Origin of the sequence: Geosporobacter ferrireducens (assembly GCF_001750685.1) — a bacterium.
In the GTDB taxonomy this organism is placed as follows: Bacteria; Bacillota; Clostridia; order Peptostreptococcales; family Thermotaleaceae; genus Geosporobacter; species Geosporobacter ferrireducens.
On record NZ_CP017269.1, the window covers coordinates 2,707,121 to 2,721,209 of the forward strand.

The following is a 14,089-nucleotide window of genomic DNA, read 5'->3' on the forward strand; positions in this document are numbered from 1 at the left end:
TTATTCCCCTCCGATCTGTTTTCTTAGTTTATTCAATGCAGTATTTTTAATTTTATTGACCGATTGTTTGCTGATGCCTAATTCTTTGGCAACCAGATGGTCTTTCTTGTCTTTAACAATACATTCATAAACAATTTGTTTTTGTCTCTCTGTAAGATTGTGAATAGCCTTTAATATGTTTCTATCTGTAAATATTTCACAAAGATTCAGATACTCTTTATCCGCGTAGATTTCTTCTTCAAAATTAACAGAAGCATCGGGAATGGTATTGATTTTTTCTTCATCAAAGTTTTCGTCCAGGGTATTTAAATAGAGTCCTTCCTTTTCCCTGATCGTGCTTTCTTTTTTCCTTAAATCTATTGAAGCAAAGACAATAGATTTTTTTATGTAGCTGCACAGACTGATTCTGAATAGATAATCATTAAATTTCTTATTGAGGCTTTCTAGGGATGTCCGATCCTTCAATAGGATGCCATTGATATATAGATCCCTATTTTCTGTATCCCCTTCTAGAAAGCGCCTTGCCAGGTGATCCATCTTATCCCCTCCTTACGTAAACCTCCATACACTCTTTCCCAATTAGTAAAAAACTTTAAGCTTAAAGTAATTAAGCTTCCCCTTACTATATAAGACGTGTTATACAAAAAATAATCACCCATATTTTGTAAAATTTTCTATTATTTTAAAAATATTTTCTATAGATTCGTTAATGGCTATTTATATCCAAGTTAAGCCTATAAAAGCTACACTGCAACAAGACATAAAATTCCACAATAAACCATATATGTAATAATATGATATAATTATAGGTATTAAAATTTTGGTAAGATCTATAAACAATGAGGTGTTAGATTATGAGAAAAGTATTACTTATTACATTTGTTTTTCTGCTAATTGTTACAAATTTGATTGCTTTTAGATCACTGATGAAAGAAAGAGCATTGGAAAACTTTTATTTGGCTTCGACCTTTGAAGATTGCGTTGAATACACAGCAATGACTTTAGAAGTTTTAAGTGATGAGCTTTTTTCGAAGAATAAAATAATCGATAATGAAGAATTTCTTGCATCTGTTTCACACGCCAAATCAGAAATAATTATTTATACAAAAATCTTCCTCAATCTCCGTTTTATTGATAAGGAAAATCTATATAATGCAGACTTAACCCCATTAATTAATTATTTAGATAAGCTGTCTAAAAAAGAAATTATTTTACAGGAAGATATGAACATTTTGCGTGAAATAGTAAAATATAAAGAGGATTTAAATAATACAAAAATTATCTTAGAGAAAAAAAGTTTTTTTTATACCAAGTATTATCCTAATAAAAAGATCGTTGAAACTTTAGAAGCCATTAATACTTTGGTAAAGAACAGATAAAACCATCAATATAATACTGATGGTTTTATCTGTTCTTTAATAGAAATAAGTTGCACAAATCCAAGGACTCTCTACAGGCACCCATCCTGCGCTGCTGTTAGGGCCACCCTCCATGTATCTAAATTTTTGTCTCATTTCAATATATGTGGCTCCGTCTTTTGTAAGTCTTATGTAGGCGTCAAAATAAAAGGAGTCCATTAAAAGTGCTTGTTTTACAGGATCACTACTAGCTCCAACTCCTTGTAGCGTTACGAAACCCGAGCCAATAGTTGTTAAAGATAAGAAAGCTGAAACAACTCTATATAAAGTCATTATGGGATCAACCTTTTGATATCTGTTTATAACGGCCTTACAATCATCATGAAGTGCTAAAACATCATCTGCTGTCAGTTTATTAGTTGTTACATATTTAACTTCACCTGGGTTTGGCATATTAAACCTCTCCTTTTCATTTTGTATTTTTATATTTTGTTAGGCTCTTCCACTCTCTGGCCAGTTCGTTTTGCCCTACACTAGATAAGAAGATTAAATGGGTAAATAAATCAACTACGTGGCAAAAATTTTTTTTAAATTTTTTTCAAAAGTGGTTGATTTATTTACCGCTTTATCTGTTTTATATAGAGTGGAGTTCCAACAAAATAGGAAAATATTAAATAAAGTGACAAGGGGACGGGGTTAGAAAGTGACAAGGGGACGGGGTTATTGACACGTGTTCGTCCATATGATATAACATATCATAGAGGTGGTTTTTATGCCAAGAATGCCAAGGATAAAAAGCAAAAGCGGAATATATCATATTGTTATGAGAGGAATAAATCGTCAAACTGTGTTTGAAGATGAGGAAGATTGCCATAAGTTTATTCAAACCTTGCAAAAATATAGAGAGATTAGTGAGTACAAATTATATGCCTATTGTTTAATGGGTAACCATCTTCATCTGCTACTAATGGAATATAAGGAGCCATTAGAGACGGTTATGCGAAGGATATGTGGCAGCTATGTTTTATGGTATAACAAAAAACATGGAAGAGTAGGATATTTATTTCAGGATAGATTTAAAAGTGAGCCTGTAGAGGACGATGCCTACTTCCTGACAGTTCTGAGATATATTTTTCAGAATCCTGTAAAAGCTGGTATAGCAGCTAGAGTTGAAGACTATTTATGGACGAATTATACAGACTATATTGGAGAAAAATATCAGGCTGATAGGGACTATGCCCTTGATATTTTAAATGTAGATAGAGAAAAAGCTGTAAAGAAATTTATTGAGTATATTAATAAAGATAACGATGATAAATGTTTAGAAATAAAAGAAAGCCAGCAGATAACCGATAATGATGCTATAAAAATAATCAAGGCCCATTGTAAGATTGAGCAAGGTTTAGATTTACAAATGGTTGATGTAGATAAAAGAAATAGATGTATAAAAGAGTTAAAGGAGGGATACGGCCTATCAATTAGACAAATTGAAAGATTGACAGGAATTAGTAGAGGCATCATTCAAAGAGTGTAATGTGACGATAACCCCGTCCCCTTGTCACATTAACTACTTGGATGCTCTACTTTTGTAATTCAAATCTTCCATCTTCATTTCTGATAAGGTAAATATACAGAGTCTGTTTCGTATAAACTTGATCAAATCCATGTAAATCAAATTCATATTTTTTAACTTCTTTTTGATCTACAGATCCTTGAATATAAAAATTGCTATCTTTATTGTAACTAATTGCAAAATGAACATATCCATCTTCATTTTCATAGGCCTTAGTAATTAGATATTCCCAGTTTTTTCCAAATTCATATAACTCTAAATAATCAATTTTTAAATTGGTTTTATTAACTACTTCTATATCTATCAAATACTTACTTGGCTTTTCATCAATTTTTTTATTACATGCTGCACAAGATATCGTTACGAAAAATACTATCGTCAACAAAAGTAAAACTTTAACCTTGATAAAGGATGATTTTATAATCATAATAGCTCCTTTCTTATCTCAATTAATAACAGATTACAGTATTCGTATTACTTATACAAGTAGAAATATATTTTAATCTATTTGATAAAATCTTCTGTATACATACACCTTACCCAGTGGGAACAGACTAATAAATTAGTACAAGATACGTACTTAATGAGTATACCAATAAATATACTTAACGCACGAGTTTATCATTAGTTTTACAATTACAATTTGAAATTACAAAAAGATGATTACTAAAAATATAGAATCACCTTTTTGTAGAATAGCTGTCTTTCCTAGTCATCCTTGATAAGGATACCAGTTAACACGTTCTATTTTATAATAATTAGTAGAAGATAAACTGATTTTGTTTCCATCAATTCGTTTAGCAAAGTTTTCTGCTCATTGTTCAAGCTTTCTTGCAGTTGTTTGTGCAAGTTAAATAATTTTCCTTGTAGTCCATCATATTTTACGCATGTAGGACAAGTATTTCCTTCACTTGGATATATACCGTCGTGATACAAACCTTCTATAAAATCTATTTAACCACCCCCATATAATGGTCTCCATCATAACTCCAAAACCTTATCGACACAAGAGCCTTTTTAGCATTAGTCCGTCACCCTCAAAGCGGCCTCACAACGGTTTATGGTACTAGTATAGGTACGGGTATTAAAACAGTGACAGAGGACTGTAGGATTGAATAGTGGATATTGGATTAAGCAGAGACTAAAAAAATGAGTAACAACTTGAATAAAAACTTAGGGCTAGATTTAAGATAAATCATGGTAAATATTTGAAATTTATATTGGTATTCTGTATAATTAAGCAATGACACAATGGTAGAATGATGCGACATACAGGGGAACACCACAGGGAGTGTTCCATGCATCACATACCGACAGGCTGTTATTTCCTGTAGGGGAGCACATTGTCTCCAACATAAGGATAGCGGTAGGGGCAGACCTGTGTGTCTGACCAAAGAGACGGCAAAATTAACGGGTAGACACATAGGTCCACACTCCACCAATATGTCGCACTATTCTTAAAATGAGATCTAAGAGAACCTAAAAAAACAAAGCCCTGCAAACTATGCTGCAAGACTTTGTCAACACTCAAGATGGTGTTCCCAGCAGAAATCGAACCCACGGACTACTGCGTAGGACGCAGTTGCTCTATCCTACTGAGCTACGGAAACATATCATACTTAATGTAGATATTGTTGCCCAATTGGGCAACATTTGGTCAACAATTCCCTTATCCCTCAAAGACAGAGAAATCCCAACACCTTCAAGGTATTGGGATTTCTCATTTCAATATGGTGCACCTGAGAGGATTCGAACCTCCGACACACGGTTTAGGAAACCGCCGCTCTATCCTGCTGAGCTACAGGTGCAGGGATCAATTATAATCATATTCACAAATTTCACTTTTGTCAAGACTATAAAAGCATTCAATAAAAATGCAAAGGATCTTTTGCTCCCAGTGCCTCTTTTTTCAGCATCTCCCATTTATCTTTTTTTATACTATATCTCAATACTTAAAGGCAAAAGGATCCTATATCGGCTTACCGTTTTGAGAGAGATAGATATTTTCTATCCTGTATAATTCATAAAGGAATACAGGATAAAGCTTCCTATGTCAGTATTAGCCGTATTGTCAGTTTACTCAGAAAAGAATTAAAAACGGATATAAGAATGTCAGAATTAAAAAGACAGCCTCTTTAGGCTGCCCCAATGGGTTCTCTATAGAATTTGAATACCTTCTACTTCGATTTCCTTAAACAAAATATAGTTATTTAAAACCAGACGCAAAGCATTTTTTACTACAGCTCCTTTATAAACATAAACGGTAAAACCTTCTACGTCAAATTGATCATACTTTTCAGGCTCTTTTGGCTGCTCCATAACTACATGGGGCAGTGATGCAGGGATACAGCAGGAGTCACTCACTTGAAGCTCTACAGTTAAAGTCTCTTTCTCCTTTTTCTTTAAAAAGTTCTTTACTTTTTCATCAATCTGAATGTTCATCACGCTCATCCTCACTGTTATTTTATCTCTTTTAAAGTAGCTTTTTATCCATTATAAAGTGAATTTTTCATTATGACAACATATAAATAAGATTATTGGTATATAGTACTGGCTAACCAGTAAAATATTCCACCAAAGTTACCATAAATCCGGAAAAACCCCACCACCATTTGAGCATTCTGAGCCTTAGCGGGACCCGTTTCAGGTCTCTGTCGCTGACTAATTCTACATACATTTTGCTGTCATCATAAAGGGTCAATATAAGTTCTCCCAGTTTCTGCCCTTCCGCTATCGGCAGACCCAACTCCGGCAGCATAAAAATCTCCTGCTGCTTGACAGCACCTGCTTTAGGCCCAAAGAGCAAAACATCCTCCTCTGCCGTCAGACCGATCTCTAAGGATTCTATGTCCCAAAAATGATATTTCTGCACAATCTCGCCTGCTTTTATAATACCCTGCCTGCTGTAGGTTGAAGCACCGTATTCCAAGAGCTTTTTGCTATCAGCAACCCGCTGCTGATCGCTCTGAGCACCCAGCACCACCGCGATCAACCGAAAGTCCGATGTTCCTACTTCTTGAGATTCTACTTTCAGCGTTGACGATAAACAATATCCTGCAGCATTGGTAAATCCGGTTTTAAGGCCATCTACCCTGGGCAGTACATTTAAGAGTCTATTGGTATTATCCTTTTTGAAGCTTCTTTCAGCATCTTCAAAGCTCCCGCGGCGGGTGACCGGCAGGAGATCTTCTCCATAGCGGTCAATCAAATATCTAGAAAGAATTCCGATATCTCTGGCCGTTGTGATGTTTCCCGTACCTTCCGCCGGCATTCCGTTTGGATTCACAAAGGTAGTACCCTCCATCCCCAGTCTTTTTGCTTCTACATTCATTTGATCTATGAAGTATTCTGCTGAACCTCCCACATATTCTGCAATGGCATAAGCCGCATCATTGCCGGATACAATCAGCATCGCATCAATGAGTTTTTCCAAGGATACAATATCTCCTGCTTTCAGATTATAGCTGGTGCCTTTTTCTGCTGCTGCTTTTTCACTGATAATTACCCGGTCCTCCAGACTGATCTTTCCGACTTCCACTGCATCCATGACTAAATGATAAGTCATCAGCTTGGTAATACTAGCTGGAGGGGTTTTCATATCCGGGTTCTTACTCCATATAACCTTTCCGGAATCAAACTCCATCAAAATAGCTGCCCGGGATTGAATGCTCACTTCTTCTTGTGCAAAAGCAGGAAATACATTCATTACAAAAACTAGAAGAATCCCAATCAAAAGGATATATATTTTTTTCACCATGCTCCTCCTTTGCATCTTTGCTCTATATCTATTCATATTAAAGAAGTGCTAAATTTAAAACCACAGGTAGTTTTTCCCTGTGGTTTTTATATTATTTTGCCAACAGCCATTTTTCGAAGAATGATCCCAGATCTTTTCCTGTAATTTCCTCACTGATCCTGCGGAAGTCTCCTGTTTTCGCATTTTTAAACCGATTTTCCTGGTAATATTTACTTAAAATTTGATACAATGTGTCTTTTCCATATTCCGTATAGATTTCATTTAAAAACATGGCCCCTTTGCTATATACCAATGGACCATAATCATACCAGCCCTGGAAGGCTCTTAGGGACTTGAGAATAACTTCATCCTCTATGGTCTCCACGGCTTCCCTATACTCATCTTCATTGAATTGGATATGGTACTGCTGTCCGACTTCTTCGTCGTACTTTTCCATAGCATAGATAACCTCGGAGTAGGCCGCCAAACTCTCATCCAGCCAAGCTTCTTCGATTTGGTTGTTGCCTACGATGCCATACCACCATTGGTGCGCTGTTTCATGCACAATGACAATCTCTAAAAAATTTTTCCATCGCTTATCATAGTACTGCTTTCCAATAAATACGATTCCAGGGTATTCCATACCGCTGGGGAAATTTGTCTGTACTACAGAATATTGTCCATAAGGGTATTTGCCAAAGGTACGGTTAAAAATTATGAGAGAATTTTCCGCAGCAGCTGTAGCCCAATCTTTAATGTCTTGCTTGAGGGCACGGTCCTTGATAAAGTACATCTTTAGAATCGTACCCTCTACATCCTTTTCCACTACTTCAAAATCTTTGCTGGCAACCCAGGCAAAATCCCGGATGAGCTTTGCCTCAATCTGCCAAATCTTTTTTTCTCCTTGTATGCCTTCACTCAATATGTTTCCAGTACTGGCAATCACCATATCCTTTGGTGTCTCAATCCTTATGTTATAATTGCTGACGTCGCTGTAAAAGGGGTCTCCAATGGGATAATAGGGATCTAGATTCCAACCCTTTTCATCATACACCGCAGCTACAGGATACCAATTTCCGAAATTAAAGGTATTTTCCCCATATCCAAATCTTTCTTGGGCAGATGGCAGCTTTACACTATACGTCATCTCGAGCAGAATTCTATCTCCTGGTTGTAGTATCTTGGGAAGGTTAATCTCCAAAATGGTATTTCCTTCACCAATAATACGATAATTTATTTTTTCTTTTCCAATATTGATTTCACTGATATCCATATATCCCGGTTGAAAGCCTTCAGGATAGGCTCTATCAAAGTCATCGAATAGGAAAGGAGTGGTCTCTTGATCCCGAAAAGCATTTGGGTATAAGTGAAAGTATAATTTATCCAGAGAAATGGTTTCGCTATTAATATAATCAATCTTCTGTTCAGCGTGAATCACAGCTTCTTCAGGTGTAAACACAATATCCATATGGTATTGGGTAAGTTTATTTGGATCAAACCCGTTGAGATCTTCCACGATCAGGGTTTCCTGCTGTATTGGCCCCACAGGCGATGGCCCTTTGCATCCCGTTACTGTAAGCAGGAAGATTAAGAGCAAGACGCCAATCCCTTTTTCAATTTTTCTCATGATATGCCTCCTGAAAAATATTTGATATCCCTATTATACAGAATATGTCACAGCCATGGAATATATTTGTATAAAAGGGTATAAAGAAAAGCAAAATAAAACCCGGCTCCACTGATCTTCAGTAAAGCCGGATTATAAACGGAATGTTTTATACGAAAGAATCTTTTTTCCTGTCTTTCGGTATATGTTTAATTCCATCAAGTATTTCACTTTCTAACGCTTCTATATCCGGTACATAGGATTTTAACAAGGACATAGGTCCTTCCAATGTATATTCTCCTAAACAAGCAGGAATAAGCACAGTATCCCCTTTTATAATCTCTTCACTTTTCTCTTCATAGACTATTTTTCCACTTCCCTCAATGCAAGTAAAAATATAAAATCGGTCCGGGTTGCTTTTTTCAGTGCAGAAAGTCTTAATTTCATATTGTTCCAATGAAAAGTATGGATTGTAACAATAATAAATCTTCTTGTAGCCTTCTTTTTCTTTCCATATACCCTTTATCTTTTTTGCTTCTAGGGAAAAATCCACAACCTCTACAGCCTTGTCCACATGAAGTTCCCTACCCCGGTTATAATCATACACTCTATAGGTCGTATCACTGTTCTGCTGAATTTCAGCCACAACAACTCCTTCCATAGAGTGAATCAAACCACTGGGAATAAAAAAAACATCTCCTTTATTAACAGGTACAACATTTAAATAGTCTTCTAAGCTCCCATCTTCTATCGCTTCCAAAAATTCATTTTTAGAGCAATCCTTAAAACCCAAAATCATATTGGCATTTTCTGCTGCTTCCAGAACCACCCAGGCTTCCATCTTTCCCAGATCATTTTCCTTTTCTGCTGCATAGTTATCATCAGGGTGAACCTGTATCGATAGCTTAATCCTTGCATCTAAAAACTTAACCAACAGAGGAAACTGCTCTATAGAAATTTTGTGCCCTACCAAAGCTTCCTTTTTCATGCGGATCAGTTCATTTAATCCTAAACCGCTGTATTCCCCATTTGCAACTTTACTGACTGCACCACTTCTGCAAACTAGTTCCCAACTTTCTCCGATGTCTCCCTTAGGCAAGTCTGTTCTAAATGTGGATAAGTTTCTTCCACCCCATACTTTATCCACATAAATATGCTCAAATTTTAATGGATACACACCAATCCCTCCTGCTTCTGCCCTTTACGGTTTGTGGTATTTTTTATAAGGCCCAATATGTTCGGAATATTTTCTTTATATTTATCATACCATGATTTTACATGTTTTGTAATAAATAAAGCTTTCGCTAACAATGGGGCAAAAGTATTTTTAGCGCAAAATGAGATATCCTCTCCTTGGATCGATAGCCCTTATGCAGCTTTCTATCCTTCTCACGGCTTCTATAATATTTTCTCTCTGGGTTCCTAAATTTACCCGAATCCACCCTTCTCCATCACGAACAAAATGATTCCCGTCTTCTACCAAAACCCCATATTGGGCAGCAAGGATTTCTGTCAGGGCCTTAGATGATAGTCCTGTTTTTTCGATATTTACCCATACCAGATAGGAAGACTCCATCTGCATTATTTGCAGTTCTGGAATTCTTTCTGATATGTAGCTCTCAAAAAATTCATAATTCTTCTTAATATATACAGTAACCGCTTCTAACCACTGACGACTATTAGCATAGGCCGCAATCAGTCCCATAATCCCAAATGTATTGGGCGAAGTAATTGAGTTTCTTTCCAGAAGCGTTTTAAATTTTTTTCTGATCTCCGGGTTTGGAATGATGGCATACGAGGTTTTAAGGCCCCCTAGATTAAAAGCCTTATTCGGTGAAGCCAGCAGAATGACATTGTCGGTCAAATCCTTTTCCATAGATAGGGCAGATGTAAAATCCCCGAATAGTATCTGTTCTGCATGTACCTCATCTACCACGAGAATTGTATGATATTTTTTACAGAGCGTTGATACAGTAAGAAGCTCCTGTTTGCTCCAGACTCTTCCCGAAGGGTTGTGCGGTGAACAAAAAAGATACACCTTGGGTTTTTCTTCTTTCAGCTGGGTTTCTAATCGTTGAAAATCAATATAATACCTGTTGTTTACTATAGATAAAGTGTTATATAAACACTTTATCCTTTGCTTTATAGCCCCATGATAAAAAGGATTATATATGGGTGTATTCATTAGTACTTTGTCTCCTTCACCACAAAAGGCTTGGATGACATAATGCAAGGTAGATACTGTACCGTAGGTGAGGGTAATTTGCTCCTTCTCCACCTCCACATGGTGCATATCCCGCTGCCAGTGGATCACCGCATCATAAAACTCATCGTATACGTAGGTGTACCCAAAGACACCTCTTTCCACTGCTTTCTGAAAAACATTGCTGATGGTTTCTGGTATTTTGAAATCCATATCTGCAATCCAAAGGGGTATGAAATCCTCTGGTACTCTACCAAAATGTTCCTCTATCACCTTTCTATCCCACTTGCGGCAACGCTCATTCATTCTATCTGCTTTTTCATTAAAATTATACATGGACATCATCCTTTTACAATAATCAGTTCTCTTGGACTCTTTGTTAAGGGTATCGCACCCTCTTTCGTTACCAAAATATCATCCTCTATTCTTACGCCACCCAATTGTGGAATATAAATACCCGGCTCAACGGTAACGACCATTCCCGCTTCAAGTATTACAGAAGAATCTGGGCATAGCGCTGGATATTCATGAACCATAATGCCCATACCATGGCCTAAATTGTGCCCAAAGTATTCTCCGTATCCCTCAGCTTGAATAATGCTTCTGGCTGCGGCATCAATTTCTCCTGCACGGATTCCTGATCGAATCTGTTTTATCGCTTCTTCTTGAGCCCTTTTAACAACTTCATAGATTTCAACGAGTTTCGCATCCTTCACATATCCCATGGCAAAAGTTCTTGTCATATCTGAGCAATAATGTTTAAGGTTTACACCAAAATCAATGGTTACCAGTTCACCGGCACAGATTTTTTTGTCTGAAGCTTTTCCATGGGGCAGGGCTCCCCGCTCTCCTGATGCAACAATAATATCAAAAGATTCCTTTATTCCACCACATTCCCTTATACATCTTACAAGCTCGTTTTCTACCTGTTTTTCCGACATCCCGCACTGTATATAGTCAAGAATATGTGAAAAAGCCTTGTCTGTTATCTCCGCAGCTTCCGCTATCAGGTGTATTTCTTCTGTGCTCTTTAAACACCGCAGGGCCTCTAACGAAACGGGAACCAGCTGGGCTTCCAAATTTGTATCTAGGTTTGAAAATGCATCATAAACAATATAGTCTCCTTCAAAGCCTATTGTTCTAATCTCTTCATCATGAATGATCTTGTTTAATATATTTTCCAGCTTATTTGCTCTTGTTTGTTCTATGACAGTAAAACCTTTTGTATCTTCCTTTACCTGTTTATAATATCGAAAATCAACAATAACATATTGACTGCGCTTTGTTACAAATACATACCCTGATCCACTATAGAGATTGGCTAAATAGAATTTATTATAGGAGGATGCTATTAAGATCGCCTCTATTTTTTTACTTTTGAGCAACTTCCTGATCTTTAAAATTTTTTGCATATGGATTCCTTCTTTATTAAAGGGTTGACCTTTACAAGTCAACCCTTCATATTTTTTTATTTTCTTAATCTGCCATCACTTCTAACTTTCCTTCTTTTATTAGCTTATTTCTGTAGAGTACATTAATAACTGCTATGAATGCGGCACCTACAATTAGTCCTACTATGTATACCCCTAAATTGCTGACCAACGGCCATGCCCATATTGCAGACTCAGGAAACCATTGTACCGCACCCAGGACAACAGCTGTCAGCGCACCGATCACAGAACCTCCCACATAAAGCGGAATGGTGAAACCGGGTCTTTCCAATGCAAAAGGTATTGATCCTTCAGAAATTCCCATAAATGCAAGGAAAATAGCGGTTTTTCCTGCTTCGTAGAATTGTTTGTCATAGACTCTTCTGCCAACCAGCTTTTTGTCAATTAATACAGACAATCCCAGGCCAAAAGATGGTGTTACGATAGCGATACATCTAGCTGTTATTGGGAGTACTTTTTCAGTTGTAAATCCTAAGGCTACGAAGCCTGCGGCTTTGTTCACGGGCCCTCCTAAATCAAAGGCCGTAGTTGCTGCAAGAGCAATGGAGTATACGATTTGACCGGCATTTCCTGCAGCTTGCAGGCCTGCCCGAATCAATGTGTTTAACCAGCCTCCAAAAGGTGTTACGATAAATACCATACCTACCATACAAAATAATGCCGCTAATAAGGGAATTAGAAATGTAGATTTAAAGGCTAACCAATTTTGAGGAAGTTCAATCTTCTGATTTAACCATTTTACAAAATAACCCACTGCAAAAGCGATAATAATTGCACCTAAAAATCCGGAGGGTACCGGTGCCTTTGCTGCCCAGCTGCCTCCATCTAAGGTTAATAGTGCAGTAGGTCTATTTGCCACATATCCACCGATGAATCCTGCTGCCAGTGCAGTTCTCCCACCAATAGAATTTGCTGCAAAGGCTGCAAATATGGGAATTGCAAAACCAAACAATGTAAATCCAAAGTTTTCCATCACATATGCTAACTTTAACATACTCAGGGATGTACCATTAAACTGTCCTGAATTTACTGCATCCACGATAGATTGGGATGCATCAATCTTTAAGAATACATAGGGAATCATTTGAGAAAATGCACCTATAAGTCCCCCCATGATCAGAATCGGAATCATATAAGAAATACCTGTCATTACATGTTTACTGAAAGTTCTCCAAATAGAAGTACCGGGTTTTTTTACACTTATCATACAAATCCCCCACTTTAATTTTAATCATTCAGATATTGCACATACCGGGATAATAGGTTATATTCTATTGTAGATACTTTTTTATGCCTCCTTATTTTATTCGTTTTCTAGAGGAGGTATTTTTTTATTTGCTTGCTTCAATTGCCTGAATTACACCTTTTGCATCTTTAATCACTTCCTGCAGTGTAACTTCATGAACCGTATAGTTGTCGAATCTTTCGACATCCATAGGTGTAACAGCGATCGCATGGATGATAATATCAGCTTCTTTGATATCCTTCGTGGTTAGCTCATTTTTAATACCATCTGCTCCTTGTGTTTCAACTTTTACTTCATACCCCATTTCCTCAGCAACTTTCTTGATTGCTTGGGCTGCCATAAAGGTATGGGCTAATCCCATAGGACATGCACATAATGCGATTAATTTTTTGCTCATTTCATTCCCCCCTTTATTTTTTATTCATTTTCAAAGGCTGTAAGGGCCTCTGTAATCAGATTAAACAGTTCATCCTGATCATGAGAAAGAAAGAACCTTTTCTTGAAATCTTCCTCCATTAATTTTCTTGACAAACTCGCCAATAGAGTCAGATGGATACTTCCGTTGTTTTCAGCCGGTGTCAGCAGTCCAATGATTAAAGAAACAGGTTCTCCATCTATAGCATTCCAATCGATAGGAGACTTAAGCTTTACTAAAAATACACCTGGTTTCACAATACTGGCACACTTTGCATGGGGTATGGCAAAGCCTTCTCCAAAGCCTGTAGTAAATTCCCCTTCCCTTTTTAACATGCTTTCATAAGTCTGCACCAGATCGTGAGATACACCTACATCCAGTGCAAGTTCCGCTAAATACCTCAATGTTTCCTCTTTATGCCGGATATCAATGTTCAATTTTATATGATTTTTTTGAAAGATTGAAGTAACTTTGTCCATCCTTATTTCCCCTTGTCCATAT

General features: G+C 37.0%; 15 protein-coding genes and 2 tRNA genes. 2 read left to right on the forward strand and 15 right to left on the reverse strand.

Annotated features, from left to right (window positions below):
• On the reverse strand, positions 1-537 hold the full coding sequence (locus Gferi_RS12700) for a sigma factor-like helix-turn-helix DNA-binding protein (protein ID WP_069977061.1): 537 nt from the start codon (positions 535-537) through the stop codon (positions 1-3).
• Between the two features lie 317 nt (positions 538-854).
• On the opposite strand from Gferi_RS12700, the gene Gferi_RS12705 reads away from it, so the two are divergent.
• On the forward strand, positions 855-1,379 hold the full coding sequence (locus tag Gferi_RS12705) for a hypothetical protein (protein WP_069977068.1): 525 nt from the start codon (positions 855-857) through the stop codon (positions 1,377-1,379).
• A 36-nt stretch (positions 1,380-1,415) separates the two neighbouring features.
• On the opposite strand, the gene Gferi_RS12710 is transcribed toward Gferi_RS12705, so the two are convergent.
• Positions 1,416-1,811 (reverse strand): hypothetical protein, encoded by a 396-nt coding sequence (locus Gferi_RS12710; RefSeq protein ID WP_069977069.1) that lies wholly within the window; start codon positions 1,809-1,811, stop codon positions 1,416-1,418.
• Positions 1,812-2,130: 319 nt separating this feature from the next.
• Between Gferi_RS12710 and Gferi_RS12715 the strand changes: the two genes are divergently transcribed.
• Positions 2,131-2,892, forward strand: coding sequence for a transposase (locus Gferi_RS12715; protein ID WP_069977070.1), 762 nt, complete (start codon positions 2,131-2,133; stop codon positions 2,890-2,892).
• Positions 2,893-2,938: 46 nt separating this feature from the next.
• Here the strand turns inward: Gferi_RS12715 and Gferi_RS12720 are convergent, their stop codons facing one another.
• The 13 genes from Gferi_RS12720 to Gferi_RS12775 form a co-directional block, all read right to left on the reverse strand.
• Complete coding sequence (locus tag Gferi_RS12720) at positions 2,939-3,358, reverse strand: hypothetical protein (protein WP_069977074.1); 420 nt, start codon at positions 3,356-3,358, stop codon at positions 2,939-2,941.
• A 317-nt stretch (positions 3,359-3,675) separates the two neighbouring features.
• Positions 3,676-3,867 (reverse strand): hypothetical protein, encoded by a 192-nt coding sequence (locus Gferi_RS29480; protein WP_408607496.1) that lies wholly within the window; start codon positions 3,865-3,867, stop codon positions 3,676-3,678.
• A gap of 597 nt (positions 3,868-4,464) precedes the next feature.
• Positions 4,465-4,541: transfer RNA gene (locus Gferi_RS12725), tRNA-Arg, on the reverse strand.
• A 121-nt stretch (positions 4,542-4,662) separates the two neighbouring features.
• Positions 4,663-4,739, reverse strand: a tRNA-Arg gene (locus Gferi_RS12730).
• Between the two features lie 349 nt (positions 4,740-5,088).
• Positions 5,089-5,373: a CC/Se motif family (seleno)protein gene (locus Gferi_RS12735; protein WP_069977076.1), complete on the reverse strand. Its 285-nt coding sequence runs from the start codon at positions 5,371-5,373 to the stop codon at positions 5,089-5,091.
• A gap of 112 nt (positions 5,374-5,485) precedes the next feature.
• Entirely contained in the window at positions 5,486-6,688 is a 1,203-nt protein-coding gene (locus Gferi_RS12740) for a D-alanyl-D-alanine carboxypeptidase family protein (protein ID WP_169832994.1), read from the reverse strand.
• 91 nt (positions 6,689-6,779) lie between these two features.
• Positions 6,780-8,294, reverse strand: a complete 1,515-nt coding sequence (locus tag Gferi_RS12745; RefSeq protein WP_083273537.1) for a M1 family metallopeptidase — start codon at positions 8,292-8,294, stop codon at positions 6,780-6,782.
• A gap of 148 nt (positions 8,295-8,442) precedes the next feature.
• Positions 8,443-9,450, reverse strand: coding sequence for a mannose-6-phosphate isomerase, class I (manA, locus tag Gferi_RS12750; RefSeq protein ID WP_069977078.1), 1,008 nt, complete (start codon positions 9,448-9,450; stop codon positions 8,443-8,445).
• A gap of 150 nt (positions 9,451-9,600) precedes the next feature.
• Positions 9,601-10,812, reverse strand: a complete 1,212-nt coding sequence (locus Gferi_RS12755; protein WP_069977079.1) for a MalY/PatB family protein — start codon at positions 10,810-10,812, stop codon at positions 9,601-9,603.
• A 5-nt stretch (positions 10,813-10,817) separates the two neighbouring features.
• Entirely contained in the window at positions 10,818-11,888 is a 1,071-nt protein-coding gene (locus tag Gferi_RS12760; protein ID WP_069977080.1) for a M24 family metallopeptidase, read from the reverse strand.
• A 64-nt stretch (positions 11,889-11,952) separates the two neighbouring features.
• Complete coding sequence (locus tag Gferi_RS12765) at positions 11,953-13,134, reverse strand: PTS fructose transporter subunit IIC (protein ID WP_069977082.1); 1,182 nt, start codon at positions 13,132-13,134, stop codon at positions 11,953-11,955.
• Positions 13,135-13,258: 124 nt separating this feature from the next.
• Positions 13,259-13,570 carry a PTS fructose transporter subunit IIB gene (locus Gferi_RS12770; RefSeq protein WP_069977084.1) on the reverse strand — a complete coding sequence of 104 codons (312 nt, stop codon included), beginning with the start codon at positions 13,568-13,570 and terminating at the stop codon, positions 13,259-13,261.
• 20 nt (positions 13,571-13,590) lie between these two features.
• A complete protein-coding gene (locus Gferi_RS12775; RefSeq protein WP_069977086.1) occupies positions 13,591-14,067 on the reverse strand; it encodes a PTS sugar transporter subunit IIA in 477 nt (158 codons plus the stop codon).
• Positions 14,068-14,089: the final 22 nt, after the last annotated feature.